The following is a 19,966-nucleotide window of genomic DNA, read 5'->3' as shown; positions in this document are numbered from 1 at the left end:
GCTCAGTCCCCCTTCTCCGACAGGAACTTGAACTGGATCGCGGTGATGATCGCGATCACGATGAAGATCAGGTAGCTGAGCGCGGCCGCGAACCCGTAGTTGCCGAAGCTGAACTGCTGGTAGGTGTACATCGAGGCCGAGATGGTCGAGTTGAGCGGGCCGCCCTTCGTCATCACGAACGGCTCCTCGAAGAACTGCAGGTAGCCGATGGTGGTGGTCACCATGACGAACAGCACGGTCGGGCGGATGATCGGAAGCACCACGTTGAGGAAGCGCTGCCAGGCGTTCGCCCCGTCGATCGCGGACGCCTCGAGCAGCTGGGTGGGAACCGCCTGCAGGCCGGCGAGGAAGATGATCATGCCTGTGCCGAAGTTGCGCCACACCGCCATCGCGATCAGCGAGGGCATCGACCAGGTGGTCGAGCCGAGCCAGTTCGGCCCGTCGATCCCGACCCAGCCGAGGACCGTGTTGACCAGGCCGCTGTCGGGGTGGAGCAGGAAGCGCCACACGACAGCCACCGCGACGATCGAGGTGATCACCGGCGTGTAGAAGCCGAGCCGGAAGAAGGCGCGGAAGCGCGAGATCCCGCTGTTGAGCGCGATCGCGGCGGCCAGCGCGACGATGATGGTGAGCGGGACGCCGACCACCACGAAGTAGCCGGTGTTGAAGGCAGCCTGACGGAAGATCGGATCGGCGAAGGCCTTTGCGTACTGCTCGAACCAGACGAAGTCCACCGCGAACGGGGTGCGCAGGTCCTTGTTCCTGATGTCGGTGAAGGAGAAGAACACCGACTGGATCACGGGCCATGCCGTGAACACGACGAACAGCAGGAGGAAGGGCAGGGTGAGCAGCCACCCCGCCCGTTCCTCCAGCCGGGCGCCGCCGGTACGGGAGGTTCGGGTGGGGACGGCTGCCTCCTGCGGCGTCGTGGCCGCAGTAGGCGTGGACATGGTTACTGTCCGGTGCCGATCGAGTCGGCCTGCGCCTGGACGGCCTTCATGGCCTCAGCCCCGGAGAGTCCCTGCTTGGCGACCTTCTCGATCTCGTTGTCGAAGGACTCGATGACCTGCTCGAAGCTGGGGAACGTCGGGGGCACCTTCGCCGTCTTGAGGGCGACGCCGAACTTGGCGAGCTTCTCGTCCTTCGCGAGGGTGTCGTCGTCCCAGGCGGCCTGCAGTGAGGGAAGGTCGCTGGTCAGGCCGTACCACGTGATCTGGGTCTCGGGCTGGCTCAGCCATTCGACGAGCGTCCAGGCCGCGTCGCGGCTCTCGGTGTCCTTGAACACGGCAAGGTTCGAGCCGCCGAGGAAGGAGGCCGACTCGGCGCCGTTGGCGGTGGGGATCGGGGCGACGTCGTACTTGTCTGCGAAGGCGTCGTCGCCGTCCTCGGCCGCCAGATCCTCGACGAGGCTCATCATCCACGGGCCGGAGATGAACATCGGGACGGCCCCGCTGACGAAGTCGGCCTCGGTCTGGCCCTCCGGCGGGTTCGGGTCGGCGATGCCGTCCTTGAAGTAGGACCCGTAGTAGTCGACCGCCGCCACCATCTCGGGGGTGTCGAACGTGTAGGCGTCGTCGCTCGCGATCTCCGCGCCCCTCGACCAGGCGAAGGGCAGCACGGTCTGCCAGGATCCGGTGCGGCCGGGCTGCAGGCTGATGCCCCACTTGGAACCCTCCTGCTGCTTCATCTTCGCGGCCATGTCCTTGAAGCCGGCCTGGTCGGTCGGCACCTCGGTGACTCCCGCCTTGTCCGCGACGTCTGTGCGGTAGTAGGCCATGCGGGTCTCGACGTACCACGGGACGGCGTAGGAGGTGCCGTCGACCATGGTGGTGTCGACCGCGCCCGGGAAGAACCCGTCGAGCTTGATCGAGCTGGGGGTCGGGTCGAGGGCGTCCATGCCGACGAACTCGCCCATCCAGGTGGTGCCGACCATCGCCACGTCGGGCGTCGTGCCCGCGGTGATCGAGTTGACGAACTTGTCGTGAGCCGAGTCCCAGGGGACGGGGGTCACGTTGACCTTGATGTCCGGGTGCGCAGCGGTGAACTCCTTGACGAGTTCGGGCAGCTTCTCGCCCTCGGCACCCATCGCCCACACCTCGAGGGTGCCCTTGGCAGCCGCGGTGTTGACTGCCTCCCCGGCGGGGCTGCCACCGTTATCGCCCGGGGTGCCCTCGTCGCGACCGCACCCGGTGAGAACAAGTGCGGTTCCGGCCGCCAGCGCGACCAACTTGTGACTCAGACGCATGGTCTCTCCTCCTGAAAGTCTGGTCAGAGCCCCGTCGCGATTTCCGGATGCCTTCGCACCTGAGGGACGCCATTGAGCCTCGACCGGTCGTGTATGCGCTTACGTAAGCGCTTACATGGGACCGTACAGTGCGCAGGGATCAAGCGCAAGGGTTCTGCCGGATCCGCCTCTCAGGCGCAGCCGCACGACTGTCGCAGCACGACCGTCGTGGGGAGGCGTCGCTCGAGCGTCGAGGCCCCGTCGCCGCCGAGCAGCTGTTCGATCCGCTGGACGACAAGCGCGCCGAGTTCGCGCACGGGCTGGCGGACGGTGGTGAGGCCGGGCGTCACGTAGCGGGCCGCCATCATGTCGTCCCAGCCCGTGACGGAGACGTCTTCAGGGACGGAGAGGCCGCCCCGCATGAGCGTGCGCTGCAGTGCCAGGGCCAGTTCGTCGTTCGCGCAGACCAGGGCGTCGGCGGCCAGCTCGCAGGCAAGGACGGCGTCGGCGATGCGCTCGCCCTCCGACTCGAGGGTCTCGCAGCGGATGGGGGGCGCGGGCTCGAGCCCCCGGTCGGCGTGGGCGGCGACGAATCCCCGGTGCCGTTCATCGACGTCCGGGGCCCTTTCGGGGTCGCCGACGAAGCGCAGCGCCGTGCGGGAGTGTTCGTCGAGCAGATGTCCGGTGAGTTCGCGGGCGCTCGCCACGTTCTCCGTGGAGAAGGACTCCTCTGTCGCACCGCCTGCGATGACCACGAGCGGGACCTTCCTGCGCAGCGTCTCGAGGGTTGACTCGGAGATCTCGACCCCGCCCATGACGGCGAGGGCGTCGACCCGGCCGGCCAGCCGTCGGACCGCCTTGTCCGCGTGAGCCTTGCCGCGGGTGAGGACCACCATGACGCTGGCGCCGCGCTCGGCCGCAGCCGCCTCGAACCCGCTGAGCAGTTCCGCGTAGTAGGGGCCCCCGAGTTCCGGAAGGGCGAGACCGAACGCCTCGTTGCTTCGAGCGGCAAGTGAGCGCGCCGCGCCTGTCGGGACGTAGCTCAACTCTTCGACGGCCAGCATGACCTTCTCCCTTGTCGCGGGGGAGACGACATCGGGCTTGGTGAGCACCCGTGAGACGGTCGCGATGGAGACGCCCGCGGCCGCGGCGACCTCATAGATCGTGTGTCTGCGGGCCATGTCTGCGGCATTCCTCTCTGTGCCCCCCGTGGTGACGGGAAGGTTCCCCGAGCCTATTGCGCTCTCGTCCAGATCATTGCACTCCTCAAAGGTAAGCGCTTACAGTTTGGCGATGAGCACCACGACTGCACTGCTGCATCCGGCGAGCCTGCTTGAGGACAAGGTGGCCGGCGTGTGGCTGCGGCTGCGACTGCCCGACGGATGGGAACCCAACGTGCTGAGCGGCACACCGGCGGGAAAGGTCGGTCAACTGGCCTGGCGACTGCTGCGCACCGGACTCGAGGGCCGCGAGGGTTGGTCGACGGAGGTGATCGTCACGAACGAGGCAAGCGACGATGCGGTCTTCGACCTCGTGTTCGTGGAGGACCCGGCACTCACGCCCGACGAGGTGCTCGCCGCCAACCGGCTGTATCCGAGCCAGTACCTCGACCTGACCCCCGTCGACCTGGGGGAGCGCGGCACCGCGGTCGCCGTGCGCCAGAACCTGCCGGGGAAGACGAACCCGTGGGCGCTGGTCGGCTCCTGGACCGGCGCGAGCGGCTGGGCAACCGACGTGACCCAGCTCACCGGACGTGGACTGGCCGAGGGTGCAGCTTGGCCGGGGCTTCGCCGCGACCTGCCGAGCCGCCGACTCCAGGGAGAGCATGCGGCCGCCATCCTGCAGAGCGCAACGGTCCGGCTCGGCCCGGGCGAGAGTTGGCGCGGCGGCTGCTTCGTGCTCCTCGTCGAGGATCATCCCGAGGCGACCAGCCAGGCCGACGCCGCACTCGCCGACGGCCTCACCCCCTCCGGGGAGCCGCGCCAGATCGTCACCCAGGATCCGGCGAGCCTCGTCGGTCGGGGAGCCCCGCCCGTCGTGGCGCGGGACCTCACGTCCGATGAGCTCGAGCGGCTCGTTCCAGGGGCACGTCATCACGTCGAGCGCACCGACGGTGAGGACGTGGCGTGGTTCACCGGGGGCGGCGCGCACCTCGTCACGGCGGCCAAGCAGCGCGCCGTGCTGCGACCCCACGGCCAGATCCTGAGGCCCTTCGGTCGGCTCACCCCGGACGCTGCCGACGTGACGTGCACCGTCTGGATGGACGGCGGTTTCTGCTCCCACCTGACGCACGGCCACGCCGCACTCGGGAGGATCCTCGCCGCGCCCGAGACCCCGCTCGGCATCGGACGGATCCACGGTCTGCGGATCGCCGTCGACGTCGGCGCGGGCTGGCAACTGCTCGGCACGCCGTCCGGATGGCTGTCAGACCTGGACTCGGCCACCTGGTTCTACGCCCTGGCAGAGCGGATGGTCCGGGTGCACACGCGTGGACCACGACCGGACGGATCGGTCGACGTCGAGGTGGCCACTCTCCAGGGGGACCCCGTGCCCGCCCTCGTGATTCTGGCCTTCGACTGGCACGGCGCGCCCGGACAGCTCGGTGTCGTCGAGGTGTCGGGCAGCGAGGTGAGCGTCACGGCGCCCCCGGCCGCGCTCGCCGCAGCGAGCGGCTCCTGGCTCGAGGTCGAGCCGCCGGATGGGGCGCGGGTCGCGGGTGACGAGGCCCTCTTCTCCGACGGGGAGACCCGCGGCGAGCCGGTCCTCACCGTGCGCGTCGCGGCTACCAATCACTGGCGGCTCAGGCTGCGCCCGAGGACGGCGGGGGCGGGGACGCCTGCCCGGCGCGGGCCGGGTTGGGAATCGGCGCGCGAGGCGCTGAGCGTCGGCGCCGAGGGTGGGTCGGCCGAGCTGGTCTCCAGGATCGACGCGATGCTCGCCTGGTTCGCCCACGACGCGCTCGTGCACTACCTCTCGCCGAGGGGCCTGGAGCAGCACACAGGAGGGGCCTGGGGAACCCGCGACGTCGCCCAGGGCCCGATCGGCCTGCTGCGGGCCTGGGGTGAGCACGACGCCTGGCGCGAGTTGCTGCTCACCGTCTTCCGCGCACAGCACGAGCGCGGAGACTGGCCCCAGGCCTTCGACTTCCTTCCCGGCTTCCGGCGCGACGTCGTGACCGACTCGCATGGCGACGTCGTCTACTGGCCGCTGCTCGCCCTCGGGCAGTACCTGGAGGCGACGGGCGACCGCACGGTGCTCGACGAGCTGGTCCCGTTCACCGGGGACGGGGTGCCCGGATCGACGGGCACCGTGACCGCCCATGTGGCCCGGGCGCTCGACGCGATCGAGGCGACCCTCGTCGCGGGGACGGCGCTTCCCGCGTACGGGCATGGGGACTGGAATGACTCGCTGCAGCCAGCCGATCCTCAATTGGCCGACGCGATGGTCTCCACCTGGACGGCGGTCCTGCAGAACGAGGCGCTGACCCGGCTCGCGTCGGGGCTCGGCGGCGGATCTTCCGAGGGGGAGCGGGCAGGCGCGCTCGCCGAGGCGACGGCGGCCGACCTGCGCAGGCACCTCCTGATCGACGGTGTCCTCGCCGGGTACGCCGTGGTCGACGATGCTGGCGACTTCTCGCCGTTGATCCATCCCCGCGACCGTTCCACGGGGCTGACCTACTCGGTGCTGCCCATGATCCACGCCATCTCCGGGGATCTGCTCACCCCCGACGAGGCGCGTGACCACCTGGCCCTGATCGCCGAGCACCTCACCGGGCCGGACGGGGTCCGCCTGTTCGACCGTCCCGTTGCCTACCGCGGGGGACCGATGCGGACCTTCCAACGGGCCGAGGCGGCGAGCTTCTTCGGTCGCGAGATCGGCCTGATGTACATGCACGCCCACCTGCGCTACGCCGAGGCCCTCGCGAGGCACGGCGATGGCGTGGAGCTGCTGCGTGCGCTCGCGCTCGCCGTTCCCGTCGGCGTCGATCAGCTGGTGCCGAGCGCCGCGCCGCGCCAGTCCAACACCTATGCGTCGAGCTCCGACGCGGCGTTCGCCGACCGCTACGAGGCGGCCGCGCACTACGACCGTGTCCGCTCAGGCGAGGTCGCGCTCGAAGGGGGCTGGCGCGTCTACTCGTCGGGGCCGGGTCTGTTCCTCGAGGTGCTGACCCAGCGGATGCTCGGCCTGCGCCACGCTGGCGTCGAGGTCGAGATCGACCCGGTGATCGACCCGGGCCTCGGGCGGCTCGAGGCGACGGTACCCGTGCTCGGAGACCGGCTCCGGCTCGAGATCGAGACAGGACCGCTCGGTCACGGCGTGACAGCGGTGGAGGCCGACGGCCGGCCGCTCGACACGCGGCCGCTCAGCAATCCCTACCGCGAGCCCGGGGTGGCGGTCAGCGCCGGGGACCTCAGGGACGTGACCACGCTGAGGATCGTCACGGCCTGAGTCAGGCCAGGGAGCCGATCACCGGGTTCCACGGTTCGATGACGCGCTCGGCGATCAGCCCCTCCCGCCAGAAGGGGTCGGCGTTGAGTTGGCCGACGATCCGGTCCCTGCTCTCCGCGTTGAAGATCAGCAGGGCGCTCGGCACCGCCGCCTCCGGGTAGGGGCCGCTCGCCACGAGGGTGTCCCCGACAAGGGAGGCGAGGTACTCACGGTGACGGGGGCGCACGAGATCGAGCGCGTCGGCGTCCTGGACGTAGCGGTAGTGCACGGCGAAGTAGCTCATGCGCTCAGGCTAGAGCCTCGCTCGGATCGGGTGGAGGCGGCCTGCGGGAGCCGCCGTCGTGGTACCTCACTGTCAAGTCCCCGCGAAATGGTAGGCCTTACCTCAGATATTTTTCCCCGCGAAAACAAGGGTTAGCTGGCCCGGGTTTTGAGGCCGGCGGGGTCGGGTGCCTTCCATGCGATGTGTTGTTCGAGACGGGCTGTCTTTCGGCCTGCGAGTCGGGTGAGCTCCTGTTGGATCTCGGTGATGCGTCGTTGCATTGCGACGGGTTTGAGGGTGGCCTTGTAGGCGGCTAGTTCTGTTTCCTGGGCGGGGTTGAGGACCCCGGCGGCCAGGAGCCTCTGGTAGGGGGAGCGTGGCTTGTCGTAGAGGCGTTTGCGGCGCCCTACGGTGTCGGTGGCCCAGCCTTCGGGTTTCTTCGTGGGGGTGAAGAAGTTGAGCCGGTCGTTGACCAGCGGCCATAGCTGGTTGAGTAACGCGAGTTCGGTGGCGGTGTCGTAGCGGTGGTAGAAGCCGTAGCGGCGCACGAGGTGGTTGTTCTTCGATTCGATGGTGGCTTGATCGTTTTTCTTGTAAGGCCGCGACCGGGTGAAGAACACCTCTCGTTGGCCGGCCCAGCCGATCAGGTCGTGGTTGATGAACTCCGAGCCGTTGTCACAATCGATCCCGGTGACCGCGAACGGGACCTGGGCGATGAAGTGGTCGAACGCGGTCCGGATGTGGAGGTGGGCGTTGTTGCGGATGGAGTAGGTGAAGCTCCAGCCGGTGTGCATGTCGGTGAAGTTCACGCTGCGGGCGAACTCGCCCTTCAGCGTGGGGCCGCAGTGGGCCACGGTGTCGACTTCGAAGAACCCGGGTTCGGCTTCGACCTCGTCACCGGCTTTACGCACGGTGATCGAGTTTCGTAGCAGGCTGCCGGGCTTGGTGGCGGTCTTTCCTCGGATCGGGTCCTTCGCCCGCGCCGGTGCGAGGTACCGGTCGATCGTGGCCGCCGACATCGATTCCAGCTCGGCCCTGACCTCGGCGCTGTAACGGTCCTGGCTAGGCACCAGTTCGCCTTCGGCTTCCATCGCATCGATCAGATCGCTCATGGATGCGGCGAGGTACTGCCCGCAGCTGCCCCCCGAGGCCGCCCATACCCGCTGCAGGATCAGCCTGGCGTCGTAGGAGTACTTACACGCCTTGGTCTTGCGCCGATCGATCACCGCGACCGTCGCGGTGGCCCGTCCCGGGGCCTGTTTCAACCGGGCCACCAACTGCTGGCGGGCATGGTCACGGTTCCAGCCGGTGATCTCGACCACGTGGTCGAGGATCTGGGACTTGCCCTTCTTCGGGGCCGCGGCATAGGCCTTGGCGTACTTCTTCGTGATCTCGACTCGGGCTGCCATCGACAGCTTCTCTCCAACCTCCACACCCCATCGTGGCCGGTCACTGTTTCCCGGGGAAAAGTATGTGAGGTACGGCCCCTTCGTTCGCGGGGACTATGTATGAGTGTCGTCGGCCATTTGGCTCGGGCGCTGAACAAGCGTAAAATGGACGATTGGAGTATCATCCGGCGCCCGCCGGAGCGAGAAAGAATGAGAGTACATGGCGAAGAAAGAAGGAGCCCTCGAGCTCGAGGGCACCGTGGTCGAGGCCCTGCCCAACGCGATGTTCCGCGTGGAGCTGGCCAACGGCCACAAGGTCCTCACCACGATCAGCGGCAAGATGCGTCAGCACTACATCCGCATCCTGCCTGCCGACCGCGTCGTCGTCGAGCTGTCGCCCTACGACCTGACCCGCGGCCGCATCGTCTACCGTCACAAGTAACAGACGAGGCACCCGCCGGCGCGCCCATCCCGAGAGGGGAGGGGCGCGCTTTTTGCTGCGCGACAACGGTATCTGTCGTGTTTCACGGCGAAATTCGTGCCTACTCTCACCCGGTCCCCAAGATCGGAGCAGCTGATCCGCGAGATGGTGTGGCTGAAGTTCGACACCCTGCATCTGCACCTCACCGGGTGGAACGGGTTCCGCCTCGACAGCCCCAAGTTCGCAGGGCTGGCGCCCGAGGAGTCCTATACGAAGGACGACATCGCGCGGATCGAGGCGGAGGCCGCCCGCTACGGCATCGAGATCCTGCCCGAGAACGACCGGTCAGGACGCGCGACGGTCCTGACCGCCTACTGGCCGGAGCTCGGCTGGGAGTGTGCGGCGATGGGAGGCGTCAACACCTTCACGGTCAACGTCACGAAGCAGGAGACCTTCGGCCGGACGAAGGAGCTGCTGGACGAATTCCTGACCTGGTTCTCGGGGCCGCGCTTCCACATCGGCACCGACGGGTACCCGACGGGTGGCACCCAGAAGAGCTGGGCACTCACCGCTCAGGGTGTCGAACCAGGCGGCACCGTCGAACGGGGCGGGTTCCAGTTCGCCAGACCGGACGAGGACGGCCCCCATGCGCTGCTGGCCGACGGGCAGACGATCCGGGTCGACGCCGCGGCGGAGGCGGTGGGCCTCCTGACGACAGGCGCCCTGGGACCGGCCTCGGGAACGGGGCGGGTGGCCTACACCCACGGCACGTCGGAGGAGTTCCGGATCAGCGATCCCACCACAACTTCGGAAACGGGACCCGGATCAACCGGACGACCTACGTCTACCTCCACGAGATCCCGGCCGATCCGACCCGCACGATCGCGACGCTCACCCTTCCCGGTTCCGACCAGGCGGCAGGTACCACCTCGCCGTGTTCTCGCTCGCCCTCCGCTAGCGAACGGGGTTTGGTGATCTGGCGTCGCCTCGCGTAGAGTTGACCCTCGGTCGCCTATGTGCGGGCGCGCTCGCGTGCGCTCGACACACGGTCGGCCACTCACCATCCGATTGGGGCGCCCCTCAGCGTGCTCCCAGTCGCCGATTGAAAGGTTGCTCGAATGAAGGTTCAGCCGAGCGTCAAGACGATCTGCGACAAGTGCAAGGTCATCCGCCGGCACGGTCGTGTGATGGTGATCTGCGAGAACCCGCGGCACAAGCAGCGTCAGGGCTGATCCCCGGCTGCGCCTGCCAAGGCGTTTGCAGATCATTGCGGAAAGGGTCTGGTCCCCGCCCCGCCGACACAACTGAAGCAACGTGACAGCAAGGCTCCCGTGAGGGAGTTCCACCCTTGGACGAAGGCCAAGGCCCCGTCGGCACCCGAAGAGCGGTGCCACAGGCGGCGGGGACGCGTCACGCCACACACCTTCGCGGTCCAAGACCGGGCTCAGAGAGCCAGGACCGACATACATGGAAAGGTACCGCCTGATGGCACGCCTCGTTGGTGTTGACCTCCCGCGCGACAAGCGCCTTGAGGTTGCACTCACCTACATTTTCGGCATGGGCAAGACCCGCGCCGCCGAGACCCTCGCCGCCACCGGAGTGAGCGGCGATCTTCGAGTCCACCAGCTCACCGACGACCAGCTCGTCGCGCTGCGCGACCACATCGTGGGCAACTACGAGATCGAGGGTGACCTCCGTCGCTCCGTTGCCGCCGACATCCGCCGCAAGGTCGAGATCGGCTGCTACCAGGGCCGTCGCCACCGCAGTGGTCTCCCGGTCCGTGGTCAGCGCACGCGTACCAACGCGCGCACCCGCAAGGGCAAGAAGAAGGCCGTCGCTGGCAAGAAGAAGGCACGCTGACCCTCGGGTGAGCGCCTCTTAAGGACTCAAGGAGAAAGACTTTATGGCTACTGCAAGCCGCAAGGCGGCCGCCAAGACCAAGGTGCGCCGCAAGGAGAAGAAGAATGTGCTCGTCGGCCAGGCGCACATCAAGAGCACCTTCAACAACACCATCATCTCGATCACCGATCCCTCCGGTGCGGTGATCTCGTGGGCCTCTGCCGGCACCGTCGGTTTCAAGGGCTCCCGCAAGTCGACCCCGTTCGCTGCCCAGATGGCCGCCGAGGCCGCTGGTCGCCGCGCCATGGAGCACGGCATGAAGCGCGTCGACGTGTTTGTCAAGGGTCCCGGCTCCGGCCGTGAGACCGCGATCCGTTCGCTGGGCGCTGTCGGCCTCGAGGTCGGCGCCATCTCGGACGTCACCCCCGTGCCCCACAACGGCACCCGCCCGCCCAAGCGCCGTCGCGTCTGATCGCCGGGATAGGAAAGGACTAGAACCATGGCTCGTTACACCGGCCCAATGACCAAGAAGTCCCGTCGTCTCGGGACCGACCTCGTCGGCAACGACAAGGCCTTCGAGCGCCGTCCGTACCCCCCGGGTGTGCACGGCCGCGGCCGCACGAAGGACTCCGAATACTCGCTGCAGCTCAAGGAGAAGCAGAAGGCTCGCTACGCGTACGGCGTGCTCGAGAAGCAGTTCCGTCGCTACTACGAAGAGGCCGACCGCTCACCGGGCAAGACCGGTGACCATCTGCTGCAGATCCTCGAGTCCCGTCTCGACAACGTGGTCTACCGCGCAGGATTCGCCGCCACGCGTCGCCAGGCCCGTCAGCTCGTCGTGCACGGCCACTTCCTCGTCAACGGTCAGCGCGTGAACATCCCCTCCTACCGGGTGCGTGCTCACGACATCATCGACGTCGCCGAGAAGTCGATGAACATGACGCCGTTCGTGATCGCCCGTGAGACCCACGGCGAGCGTGCGGTCCCCGCTTGGCTCGAGGCCCGTCCGAACCGGATGCGCATCCTCGTGCACCAGCTCCCCGTCCGCGAGCAGATCGCGATCGACGTCCAGGAGCAGATGATCGTCGAGCTCTACTCGAAGTAATCCACCGAGGTCGCGGGGCGGGCAGTGTCTGCCCCGCGACATCCGGCGGCCGCACCCACGCGGCCGTCACCTCACATTCGCGTCATCAAATAGCGGTTGGCGCGGGAAGGAAAGTTCATGCTCATCGCACAGCGCCCGACCCTCTCCGAGGAGGTCGTCTCCGACTTCCGTTCGCGGTTCATCATCGAGCCGCTGGAGCCGGGCTTCGGCTACACGCTTGGCAACTCGCTGCGTCGCACCCTGCTGTCGTCCATCCCGGGCGCTGCAGTGACCAGCATCAAGATCGAGGGCAACCAGCACGAGTTCTCCACCCTGGAGGGCGTCGTCGAGGACGTCACCGAGATCATCCTCAACCTGAAGGGCCTCGTTCTGTCGTCCGAGGAGGACGAGCCCGTGGTGATGTACCTGCGCAAGGCTGGCGCCGGCGCGGTCACCGCCGGTGACATCCAGCCCCCGGCCGGTGTGGAGATCCACAACCCGGAGCTGCACATCGCGACCCTCAACGACAACGGCAAGCTGGAGATGGAACTGGTGGTCGAGCGCGGCCGCGGTTACGTGTCGAGCGTTCAGAACAAGAACCCCGACGCCGAGATCGGCCGCATCCCGGTCGACTCGATCTACTCGCCCGTGCTGAAGGTCACCTACAAGGTCGAGGCCACCCGTGTCGCGCAGCGCACCGACTTCGACCGTCTGATCATCGACGTCGAGACCAAGCCGTCGATCGCCCCCCGCGACGCCGTCGCTTCGGCCGGTCGCACGCTGGTCGAGCTCTTCGGGCTCGCCCGCGAGCTCAACGTCGACGCTGAGGGCATCGAGATCGGCCCGTCCCCGGTGGACGAGCAGATCGCCGAGTCGCTGAACCTTCCCGTCGAGGACCTCGAGCTGTCGGTGCGTTCCTACAACTGCCTCAAGCGTGAGGGCATCCACACCGTGGGTGAGCTCGTCGCCCGCAGCGAAGAGGACCTGCTCGACATTCGCAACTTCGGCTCCAAGTCGATCGACGAGGTCAAGGAGACCCTCGCGGGCCTCGGCCTCGCCCTGCGCGACTCGCACCCGGGCTTCGACCCGCTGCAGGCGATCGAGCGTTACGACGAGGATTCCGACGACACGGACTTCGCCGAGACCGAGCAGTACTGACCGCCCACCGCACTCTTAACACCCACGGAGATCAACACTCATGCCCAAGCCAACCAAGGGCGCTCGTCTGGGCGGTAGCCCGACCCACGAGCGCATCATCCTGCGCAACCTGACCAGCCAGCTCATCGAGCACGGCCGGATCACCACCACCGAGACGAAGGCCCGCCGCGTGCAGCCCTTCGCCGAGAAGGTGCTCACCAAGGCCAAGCGCGGCGACCTGCACGCTCGCCGTCTCGTCCTCGCCACCCTCTTCGAGGTCAAGCAGGTCGAGGGTGAGCGCGTGAAGGCCAAGGACAAGCTCGTCAAGAAGCTGTTCGACGAGATCGCCCCGACGCTCGAGGGTCGTGAGGGTGGCTACACCCGCATCACCAAGATCGGCCCCCGCAAGGGCGACAACGCCCCCATGGCCGTGATCGAGATCATCACCGAGGCCGTGAGCCCCAAGGCCAAGCCGGCCAAGGCCGAGCCGAAGCCCGAGAAGGCCCAGGCTGAGAAGGTCGAGGAGCCAAAGGCCGACGAGACGAAGGCCGAGCAGGCCGATGAGGCCAAGGCGGACGAGACGGTCGAGGAGACCGAAGAGTCCAAGTGACCTGAGAAGGACGGACCCCCGGAAACGGGGGTCCGTTTTTCTGTGTCCGGTGCCGGGCAGGTGGAGAACCAGCCCGCGGGCACGGCACTAGAGTTGGGGACCACCCGTGAGAAGGAAGTGTGAGATGTTGCGTCGATTCGTGACGGGCGCCGTGGTCGCGGTTGCCCTGTCCGTGGCAGCCTGCGGGGCCCAGAGCCCCACCGAAACCAGCGCCCCCGCAGACAACGGCAAGCGGGACGTGAAGATCGGGGCCGTGACCATCGTCTCGCACCCGTCGCTCGACCTCGTCTACGAGGGCATCGTCGAAGGGCTCGCCGAGGCCGGCTATACGGAGGGCGACAACCTCACCATCGACCTGCAGAACCCGCAGGGCGATCAGGCGACGCTCGTCAACATCGCCAACACCTACGCAAGCTCCGACAACGACCTCTTCGTGGCCATCGCCACCCCGCCCGCGCAGGCGCTCGCCCAGGTCGAGCAGAAGCGCCCCATCGTCTTCGCCTCCGTCACCGACCCAGTCGCCGCCGGCCTCGTCGAGTCGATGGAGGCGCCAGGTGGCAACGTCACAGGCACGAGCGATCAGCTGCCGACCGACCAGCAGCTCGCCGTGATCAAGGACATCCTTCCCGACGTAATGACCGTCGGCATCGTCTACTCGTCGGCCGAGGTCAACGCCCAGGTCCAGGCCGAGCGCGCGATCGAGGCGGGCAGCGAGCTGGGCATCGAGGTGAAGACCGCCACCGTCACGAACTCGTCCGAGGTGCAGCAGGCGGCAGAGTCCCTCGACGTCGACGCCTACTTCGTGCTCGTGGACAACACCGTCGTGTCGGCCATCGAGTCCATGATCCAGGTCGCAGAGGCCAACGGTCGGCTGCTCGTCACCTCCGATGCCGACTCCGTCGAGCGAGGCGCCGCGGCGGCCCTGGCGACCGACTACAAGGCGCAGGGGATCCAGACCGCAGGCATCATCGTCGACATCCTCGAGGGCGGCGACCCGGCGACGACGCCCGTCCAGCTCCAGGAGGGCCTCGAGCTCGCGGTCAACCCGGAGGCCGCGGAGCGGATGGGTGTGGAGATCCCCGGCACGGTCGTCGAGCAGGCGGCGAAGACGTACTGACCCGTGGACGGCGCGCCTCGCGCCCGCCCCGAGAACCTAGGCTGTCACCGCCAACCCCGCTCAAGGAGAATCAGCATGAAGCTCAAGGCCGTCGCCATCGGCGCTCTCGCCGCCCTTGCCCTCACCGCCTGCGGTGGCAACGCCGCCACCGGAACCTCAAGCCCCGACGCCGGGGCAAGCGGTGATGCGCAGGGCGGGGACAAGTCCTACAAGATCGGCATCGCCCTGATCCAGACCCATCCCGCGCTCGACGCCGTCGCCGCCGGGTTCAAGGAGGCCCTCGAGGAGGCGGGCGTCGAGGTCGTCTACGACGAGCAGAACGCCCAGGGTGACCAGTCGACGCTGACCAACATCGCCAACGGCTTCGCCTCCTCGGACAACGACGGCTACCTCGCCATCGCCACGCCCACGGCCCAGGCGCTGGCCAACGTGATCCAGGACAAGCCGATCGTCTTCGGCGCGGTCACCGATCCCGTCGCCGCCGGGCTCGTCCCCTCGTGGGACGCCCCCGACGCCAACGTCACCGGGGTCTCCGACCTGAACCCGATGAAGGAGCAGCTCGAGCTGATCAAGGAGGCCCTGCCGGAGGCCAAGACCGTCGGCATCGTCTACTCCTCGGGCGAGGTCAACTCCGAGGTGCAGTTCAGCGAGGCCGAGAAGGCCGCAAGCGAGCTCGGCCTCGAGGTCAAGGGCGCAACTGTCACCAACTCGTCCGAGGTCTCCCAGGCGGCCGAGTCGCTCGACGTCGACGCCTACCTGATCCCCACCGACAACACGGTCGTCTCGGCCGCGGAGTCGCTGATCCAGATCGCTGAGCAGAAGAAGACCCCGGTGTTCGCCTCGGACGAGTCGACCATGGAGCGTGGCGCGGCAGCCGGCCTCTCGGTGAACTACACCCAGCAGGGCAAGGACGCCGCCGCCATCATGCTGAAGCTGCTCGAGGGCGCGCAGGCCTCCGAGTTCCCGGTCGAGACCCAGAAGGAGTTCGACCTCTTCGTCAACCCGGCCGCTGCCGAGAAGCAGGGCTTCACGCTCGCGGAGGGCATCGTCTCCCGCGCGACCAAGCAGTTCTAGAAAGACCACACATGACGATCGCACTCGAACTGGGACTCCTCTACGCCGTGATGGCGTTGGGCGTCTACCTCACGTACCGGGTCCTCGACTTCCCGGACCTGACGGTGGACGGCTCGTTCACGACCGGGGCGGCCACCTGCGCCATCATGATCGTGTCGGGCATCCCGGTGTGGGTTGCGATGATCGCGGGCACGGTCGCCGGCATGATCGCCGGCGCCGTGACCGGCCTGCTCCACGTGTGGGGCAAGATCAACCCCCTCCTGGCAGGCATCATCACGCAGATCGCGTTGTACTCGATCAACCTGCGGATCATGGGCAACAAGGCCAACGTGCCGCTGCTGCGCCAGGAGACTCTCTTCAGCGGCCTGCGGGCGGACGGGCTGCTCGGCACCTGGGTCTCGGTGGCCTTCTTCGCGCTCGCCGTCGCGGTGGTGTGCGCGCTGGTCTACTGGTTCCTCGGCACCCAGTACGGCGTCGCGCTGCGTGCCACTGGCGACAACGAGCTGATGGCCCGTTCGCAGGGCATCAACACAGGCTTGACGAAGATCGTCGGCCTGATGATCTCCAACGGTCTCGTCGCCTTCTGCGGAACGCTGGTCGCCCAGTACAGCGGCTTCGCCGACATCTCCATGGGCATCGGCCTGATCGTGGCGGGTCTCGCCTCCGTGATCGTCGGCCAGGCCATCTTCGGCATGACGGCGGTGTGGCAGGCCGTCGTCGCTGCCGCGCTCGGCTCGATCATCTACCGCGGCGTCATCCAGGCGGCGATCTCGGTGGGCTTCAACCCCAACGACATGAAGCTGATCTCGGCGGTCCTCGTCGTGCTCGCCCTCGTGCTGCCGCAGTGGGGCCCGCTGAAGCGGATCCGGATCCGCCGCAGGCAGGCCAACGCGATCGCAGAAGGAGCCAAGTAGATGCTCAGCCTCGACCAGGTGACCAAGCGCTTCTTCCCAGGCACCGTCAACGAGCGGGTGGCCCTCGACCAGCTGAGCCTCACGCTCAACGAGGGCGACTTCGTCACGGTGATCGGTTCCAACGGGGCGGGCAAGTCCACCATGCTCAACGTCATCTCGGGGCGCTACCCGACCGACGGCGGCTGCGTCGTCATCGACGGCAAGGACGTGACGAAGTCCCCGGAACACAAGCGCGCCGCCTGGGTCGCCCGTGTCTTCCAGGACCCGATGGCGGGCACGTCCCCGCACCTGACCATCGAGGAGAACCTCGCCATCGCCTTCCGCCGCGGGCAGGGCCGCGGGCTCGGCATGGCGGTCACGCGCGCCGGTCGCGAAGTGTACCGGGAGGCGCTCGCCACGCTCGAACTCGGACTCGAGAATCGGCTCCAGATGCGCGTCGGCATGCTCTCGGGTGGGCAGCGCCAGGCGCTCAGCCTGCTGATGGCCACCTACGCGCAGCCCTCCATCCTGCTGCTCGACGAGCACACGGCGGCCCTCGACCCTTCGCGCGCCGAGCTGATCACCCGGCTGACGGGGGAGGCCGTCGCCCGGCACAACCTGACCGCACTCATGGTCACGCACAACATGCACCAGGCGATCGAGCTGGGCAACCGGCTGATCATGATGCACGAGGGGCGCATCGTGCTCGAGGTCGACGAGGCGGCCAAGCGTTCCATCACTGCCGAGGCCCTGCTGGAGGAGTTCTCCAAGATCAAGGGCGCCAGCCTCTCCGACCGCACACTTCTCGACTGAGTCACCGCGACGCGCGGCGCTATGCTTCCCCTTGGAGGAGGCGAAGGTGACAGATAACCCGCCCGAGCGACCGAACATCCGGCACGTGGCCTCGGTCGCGGGCGTGTCCCACATGACCGTTTCGCGCGTCCTCAAAAATCACCCGAACATCCGTCCAGACACGCGCCAGCGCGTGCTGCAGGTGATCGAGGAACTCAACTACCGGCCCAACAGCGCCGCCCGGGCCCTCGCTACGCAACGCAATCGCCGCATCGGGGTGCTCGTCGAGGCGTCGACGGCATGGGGTCCGAGCAGCACTCTGCGCGGGATCGAGCTGGCCGCCGGAGCCGAAGACTATTCCGTCACCTCCGTGAGCCTTCGCTCGGACGACCAGTCCATGACCGCCTGCTCGGCATCAACTGGAGGGCCACCCACGAACAGGCGCGCGAGGCGCTGCAGAAGTAGGGTCTCGGGCACCTGAACCCGAGGGCGCCGCTCAAGTCGCTCTCCCTCGCGGCGCAGCAGTTGGTCGCGATCAGCCGCTCCATGGTCACCAACGCGAAGGTGCTGATCCTCGACGAGCCCACCTCCAGCCTCGACTCGGCCGAGGTGGAACAGTTGTTCACCGTGATGCGCAGGCTGCGCGACGAGGGCGTCGCGATCCTGTTCGCGGCTCGTCTACGGCGCCGACCGGCCCGAGACAGGGTCGGTCGAACTCGAGGGCACCGCCGTCGACGTCAAGACGCCCGCCGCGGGGCTGAGGCACCGCATCGCCTTCTCCTCCGAGAACAGGCGCGACGAGGGCATCATCCGCGACCTGAGCGTGCGCGAGAACATCATTCTCGGTGTCCAGGCCAAGCGTGGCTGGGCGCGCCCGCTGCCACGTAAGGAGACCGACGAGATCGTCGCGAAGTACATCTCCGAGCTCTACGTGCGCCCCACCGACCCCGAGCTGCCGATCAGCAAGCTCTCGGGTGGCAACCAGCAGAAGGTGCTGCTCGGTCGCTGGCTCGCGACAAGGCCGCAGATCCTGATCCTCGACGAGTCCACCCGCGGCATCGACATCGGGGCGAAGGCCGAGATCCAGGAGCGGGTGCTCGAACTCGCCTCGGAGGGTGTGAGCGTTGTGTTCATCTCGTCCGAACTGGAGGAGGTCGTGCGCCTCAGCGACCGGATCGTGGGTGTCAACCGACGCGGTCTGCTGCTCGCCGTCTACGCGATCAGCGCCCTGATGGCGGGGATCGCTGGCATCTTCGCGACCGCAAGCGTGATGACCGTCGACGTCTCCCGCACCGGTGACCAACTCGAGATGGACGCGATCCTCGCGGTTGTGATCGGCGGCACCTCCCTCGCCGGAGGCAAGTTCAACATCACGGGGGCCACCATCGGCGCGCTGCTGATCGCCACCCTCGACAAGACCGTCGTGTTCCTCGGCGTCTCGTCCTCCGCGACCCCGGCCTTCAACGCCATCGTGATCGTGGTGCTGTGTCTGCTCCAGTCGGACCGGATCCGCAGCGCATTCAAGCGGAGGTCGGCCCCGGCAGCACCCACCGCCCAGCAGAAGGAAGAGGTGGCCGCAGCATGAGCGTCGCAACCAACGCACGTATCGAGCGGGGCTCGCTCCTCGAGCGGGCGAAGCTCCGCCTCGACCTGCTCCCGATGCTCGCGGCGTTCGTGATCTTTGTCGGGATGATCATCTACGGCGAGGTGGCCTACGGCCGCATCGTCCAGATGAACACGGCCTCCAACCTGCTGATCAACAACGCCCACCTGATCATCCTCGCCGTCGGCCTCACCTTCGTGATCATCACAGGCGGCATCGACCTCTCGGTCGGCGCCGTCATCGCCTTCACCTCGGTGGCAGGCGTGATGCTGATCAACGCCGGGTGGAACGGGTGGCTTGTGATCGTGTTGATGATCGCCGTCGGAGGCCTGTTCGGGCTCTTCTCGGGGATCCTGATCCAGTACTTCAACGTACAGCCGTTCATCGCCACCCTCTCGATGATGTTCCTCGCGAGGGCCCTCGCCTCGATGCTCTCGACGGTTCCCGAGCGGCTACCCGACGAGAGCTCGATCCGGGTGCTCGCGACGCGGTGGAAACTGATCGACGGGCCGAAGGTCAACGACCTCGTGATCACCCCAGGCGTCCTCATCGCCGTCGTCGTCGTCATCGTCGCGGTGTTCATGCTCGCCCGCACCAGGATGGGGCGCACCGTCTACGCCATCGGCGGCTCGGAGCAGTCCGCCGCGCTGATGGGCCTGCCGGTGCACGCGACGAAGATGTGGGTCTACGTGATCAGCGGCCTTCTCGCCGGTGTGGCCGCAGTGGGTCTACACCACGCGGCTCGGCATCGCGCAGAACATCACGGGCGTCGGCTGGGAGCTGGATGCGATCGCGGCGACCGTGATCGGCGGCACGCTGCTGACCGGCGGCGTCGGCTATGTGCTCGGTTCCGTGGTCGGCGCCCTTGTGCTCGGCCTGATGAATGTGCTGATCACCCGTGACGGCAGCGTGCCCCCCGAGGCCACCACGATCATCACCGGCGGCATCCTGCTGATCTTCGTCCTGCTGCAGCGGGCGGTGCTCGCCAAGCAGCGGGAGTGACCGGGCGAACACAGACGTGTCGGGGGTGGGGAGGGCGGCTCCGCCCCCGGCGCCACGTTCCGGGCTCTGGT

The 19,966-nt window shown here is 67.6% G+C and carries 21 protein-coding genes and 2 pseudogenes; 18 read left to right on the top strand and 5 right to left on the bottom strand.

Annotation, left to right across the window (positions count from 1 at the left end; translation table 11 throughout):
• Positions 1-2: 2 nt before the first annotated feature.
• From BW733_RS02875 to BW733_RS02865, 3 genes are all read right to left on the bottom strand, one after another.
• A complete protein-coding gene (locus BW733_RS02875) occupies positions 3-950 on the bottom strand; it encodes a carbohydrate ABC transporter permease (protein WP_077347731.1) in 948 nt (315 codons plus the stop codon).
• Between the two features lie 2 nt (positions 951-952).
• Entirely contained in the window at positions 953-2,245 is a 1,293-nt protein-coding gene (locus tag BW733_RS02870) for a sugar ABC transporter substrate-binding protein (RefSeq protein ID WP_077347729.1), read from the bottom strand.
• Positions 2,246-2,415: 170 nt separating this feature from the next.
• A complete protein-coding gene (locus tag BW733_RS02865) occupies positions 2,416-3,405 on the bottom strand; it encodes a LacI family DNA-binding transcriptional regulator (protein ID WP_077347727.1) in 990 nt (329 codons plus the stop codon).
• Positions 3,406-3,517: 112 nt separating this feature from the next.
• On the opposite strand from BW733_RS02865, the gene BW733_RS02860 reads away from it, so the two are divergent.
• Positions 3,518-6,673 (top strand): GH36-type glycosyl hydrolase domain-containing protein, encoded by a 3,156-nt coding sequence (locus BW733_RS02860; protein WP_077347725.1) that lies wholly within the window; start codon positions 3,518-3,520, stop codon positions 6,671-6,673.
• Between the two features lies 1 nt (position 6,674).
• Here BW733_RS02860 and BW733_RS02855 read toward each other — a convergent pair whose 3' ends face one another.
• Positions 6,675-6,956 carry a YciI family protein gene (locus BW733_RS02855; RefSeq protein ID WP_077347723.1) on the bottom strand — a complete coding sequence of 94 codons (282 nt, stop codon included), beginning with the start codon at positions 6,954-6,956 and terminating at the stop codon, positions 6,675-6,677.
• Positions 6,957-7,087: 131 nt separating this feature from the next.
• Positions 7,088-8,344 carry an integrase catalytic domain-containing protein gene (locus BW733_RS02850; protein ID WP_152024495.1) on the bottom strand — a complete coding sequence of 419 codons (1,257 nt, stop codon included), beginning with the start codon at positions 8,342-8,344 and terminating at the stop codon, positions 7,088-7,090.
• A 199-nt stretch (positions 8,345-8,543) separates the two neighbouring features.
• Here BW733_RS02850 and infA point away from each other — a divergent pair, with 199 nt between their 5' ends.
• The 17 genes and pseudogenes from infA (at position 8,544) to BW733_RS19665 (ending at position 19,895) form a co-directional block, all read left to right on the top strand.
• Positions 8,544-8,765: a translation initiation factor IF-1 gene (gene infA / locus BW733_RS02840; RefSeq protein ID WP_068749455.1), complete on the top strand. Its 222-nt coding sequence runs from the start codon at positions 8,544-8,546 to the stop codon at positions 8,763-8,765.
• A gap of 144 nt (positions 8,766-8,909) precedes the next feature.
• On the top strand, positions 8,910-9,719 hold the full coding sequence (locus BW733_RS02835) for a family 20 glycosylhydrolase (protein ID WP_077347721.1): 810 nt from the start codon (positions 8,910-8,912) through the stop codon (positions 9,717-9,719).
• A gap of 143 nt (positions 9,720-9,862) precedes the next feature.
• On the top strand, positions 9,863-9,976 hold the full coding sequence (gene rpmJ / locus BW733_RS02830) for a 50S ribosomal protein L36 (protein ID WP_073187875.1): 114 nt from the start codon (positions 9,863-9,865) through the stop codon (positions 9,974-9,976).
• Positions 9,977-10,229: 253 nt separating this feature from the next.
• Positions 10,230-10,604 (top strand): 30S ribosomal protein S13, encoded by a 375-nt coding sequence (gene rpsM, locus BW733_RS02825; RefSeq protein ID WP_077347719.1) that lies wholly within the window; start codon positions 10,230-10,232, stop codon positions 10,602-10,604.
• 43 nt (positions 10,605-10,647) lie between these two features.
• The gene (gene rpsK / locus BW733_RS02820) at positions 10,648-11,055 is read left to right on the top strand and encodes a 30S ribosomal protein S11 (RefSeq protein WP_077347717.1); all 408 of its coding nucleotides are present in this window, start codon (positions 10,648-10,650) and stop codon (positions 11,053-11,055) included.
• Positions 11,056-11,082: 27 nt separating this feature from the next.
• On the top strand, positions 11,083-11,688 hold the full coding sequence (rpsD, locus tag BW733_RS02815) for a 30S ribosomal protein S4 (RefSeq protein WP_077347715.1): 606 nt from the start codon (positions 11,083-11,085) through the stop codon (positions 11,686-11,688).
• 117 nt (positions 11,689-11,805) lie between these two features.
• Positions 11,806-12,825: a DNA-directed RNA polymerase subunit alpha gene (locus BW733_RS02810; protein ID WP_077347713.1), complete on the top strand. Its 1,020-nt coding sequence runs from the start codon at positions 11,806-11,808 to the stop codon at positions 12,823-12,825.
• A gap of 40 nt (positions 12,826-12,865) precedes the next feature.
• On the top strand, positions 12,866-13,414 hold the full coding sequence (gene rplQ / locus BW733_RS02805) for a 50S ribosomal protein L17 (RefSeq protein WP_077347711.1): 549 nt from the start codon (positions 12,866-12,868) through the stop codon (positions 13,412-13,414).
• A 124-nt stretch (positions 13,415-13,538) separates the two neighbouring features.
• Positions 13,539-14,531, top strand: a complete 993-nt coding sequence (locus tag BW733_RS02800; RefSeq protein ID WP_077347709.1) for an ABC transporter substrate-binding protein — start codon at positions 13,539-13,541, stop codon at positions 14,529-14,531.
• 75 nt (positions 14,532-14,606) lie between these two features.
• On the top strand, positions 14,607-15,605 hold the full coding sequence (locus tag BW733_RS02795) for an ABC transporter substrate-binding protein (protein ID WP_077347707.1): 999 nt from the start codon (positions 14,607-14,609) through the stop codon (positions 15,603-15,605).
• Between the two features lie 11 nt (positions 15,606-15,616).
• Positions 15,617-16,519 (top strand): ABC transporter permease, encoded by a 903-nt coding sequence (locus BW733_RS02790; RefSeq protein WP_077347705.1) that lies wholly within the window; start codon positions 15,617-15,619, stop codon positions 16,517-16,519.
• Positions 16,520-17,311, top strand: coding sequence for an ABC transporter ATP-binding protein (locus tag BW733_RS02785; RefSeq protein WP_077347703.1), 792 nt, complete (start codon positions 16,520-16,522; stop codon positions 17,309-17,311).
• Between the two features lie 46 nt (positions 17,312-17,357).
• The gene (locus tag BW733_RS18800) at positions 17,358-17,771 is read left to right on the top strand and encodes a LacI family DNA-binding transcriptional regulator (protein ID WP_202970267.1); all 414 of its coding nucleotides are present in this window, start codon (positions 17,358-17,360) and stop codon (positions 17,769-17,771) included.
• 249 nt (positions 17,772-18,020) lie between these two features.
• Positions 18,021-18,281 (top strand): annotated as a pseudogene (locus tag BW733_RS19975) (sugar ABC transporter ATP-binding protein); the annotation flags it as partial.
• A 240-nt stretch (positions 18,282-18,521) separates the two neighbouring features.
• Positions 18,522-18,875 (top strand): ABC transporter permease subunit, encoded by a 354-nt coding sequence (locus tag BW733_RS19970; RefSeq protein WP_418361340.1) that lies wholly within the window; start codon positions 18,522-18,524, stop codon positions 18,873-18,875.
• Positions 18,872-19,558, top strand: a pseudogene (locus BW733_RS19865) (ABC transporter permease subunit); the annotation flags it as partial. The gene BW733_RS19970 and the pseudogene BW733_RS19865, both read left to right, overlap by 4 nt.
• Before the next feature lie 46 nt (positions 19,559-19,604).
• Entirely contained in the window at positions 19,605-19,895 is a 291-nt protein-coding gene (locus BW733_RS19665; protein WP_250638007.1) for an ABC transporter permease subunit, read from the top strand.
• The last annotated feature ends 71 nt before the right edge of the window (positions 19,896-19,966 follow it).

The organism is Tessaracoccus flavescens, assembly GCF_001998865.1.
GTDB classification, from domain to species: Bacteria; Actinomycetota; Actinomycetes; order Propionibacteriales; family Propionibacteriaceae; genus Arachnia; species Arachnia flavescens.
This window is presented reverse-complemented; position numbering and strand designations above follow the sequence as displayed.

What these genes read in the sequence shown, in the direction of transcription:
- BW733_RS02835 (WP_077347721.1), top strand. Translation starts at nt 8,910, where the DNA reads ATGGTGTGGCTGAAGTTCGACACCCTGCATCTGCACCTCACCGGGTGG.
- BW733_RS02860 (WP_077347725.1), top strand. Translation starts at nt 3,518, where the DNA reads ATGAGCACCACGACTGCACTGCTGCATCCGGCGAGCCTGCTTGAGGAC.
- BW733_RS02790 (WP_077347705.1), top strand. Translation starts at nt 15,617, where the DNA reads ATGACGATCGCACTCGAACTGGGACTCCTCTACGCCGTGATGGCGTTG.
- BW733_RS02865 (WP_077347727.1), bottom strand. Translation starts at nt 3,405, where the DNA reads ATGGCCCGCAGACACACGATCTATGAGGTCGCCGCGGCCGCGGGCGTC.
- rpsD (WP_077347715.1), top strand. Translation starts at nt 11,083, where the DNA reads ATGGCTCGTTACACCGGCCCAATGACCAAGAAGTCCCGTCGTCTCGGG.
- BW733_RS02875 (WP_077347731.1), bottom strand. Translation starts at nt 950, where the DNA reads ATGTCCACGCCTACTGCGGCCACGACGCCGCAGGAGGCAGCCGTCCCC.
- rpsM (WP_077347719.1), top strand. Translation starts at nt 10,230, where the DNA reads ATGGCACGCCTCGTTGGTGTTGACCTCCCGCGCGACAAGCGCCTTGAG.
- BW733_RS02785 (WP_077347703.1), top strand. Translation starts at nt 16,520, where the DNA reads ATGCTCAGCCTCGACCAGGTGACCAAGCGCTTCTTCCCAGGCACCGTC.
- BW733_RS02800 (WP_077347709.1), top strand. Translation starts at nt 13,539, where the DNA reads ATGTTGCGTCGATTCGTGACGGGCGCCGTGGTCGCGGTTGCCCTGTCC.
- BW733_RS02850 (WP_152024495.1), bottom strand. Translation starts at nt 8,344, where the DNA reads ATGGCAGCCCGAGTCGAGATCACGAAGAAGTACGCCAAGGCCTATGCC.
- BW733_RS02855 (WP_077347723.1), bottom strand. Translation starts at nt 6,956, where the DNA reads ATGAGCTACTTCGCCGTGCACTACCGCTACGTCCAGGACGCCGACGCG.
- infA (WP_068749455.1), top strand. Translation starts at nt 8,544, where the DNA reads ATGGCGAAGAAAGAAGGAGCCCTCGAGCTCGAGGGCACCGTGGTCGAG.
- BW733_RS19970 (WP_418361340.1), top strand. Translation starts at nt 18,522, where the DNA reads ATGGCGGGGATCGCTGGCATCTTCGCGACCGCAAGCGTGATGACCGTC.
- BW733_RS02795 (WP_077347707.1), top strand. Translation starts at nt 14,607, where the DNA reads ATGAAGCTCAAGGCCGTCGCCATCGGCGCTCTCGCCGCCCTTGCCCTC.
- rplQ (WP_077347711.1), top strand. Translation starts at nt 12,866, where the DNA reads ATGCCCAAGCCAACCAAGGGCGCTCGTCTGGGCGGTAGCCCGACCCAC.
- rpsK (WP_077347717.1), top strand. Translation starts at nt 10,648, where the DNA reads ATGGCTACTGCAAGCCGCAAGGCGGCCGCCAAGACCAAGGTGCGCCGC.
- BW733_RS02870 (WP_077347729.1), bottom strand. Translation starts at nt 2,245, where the DNA reads ATGCGTCTGAGTCACAAGTTGGTCGCGCTGGCGGCCGGAACCGCACTT.
- rpmJ (WP_073187875.1), top strand. Translation starts at nt 9,863, where the DNA reads ATGAAGGTTCAGCCGAGCGTCAAGACGATCTGCGACAAGTGCAAGGTC.
- BW733_RS02810 (WP_077347713.1), top strand. Translation starts at nt 11,806, where the DNA reads ATGCTCATCGCACAGCGCCCGACCCTCTCCGAGGAGGTCGTCTCCGAC.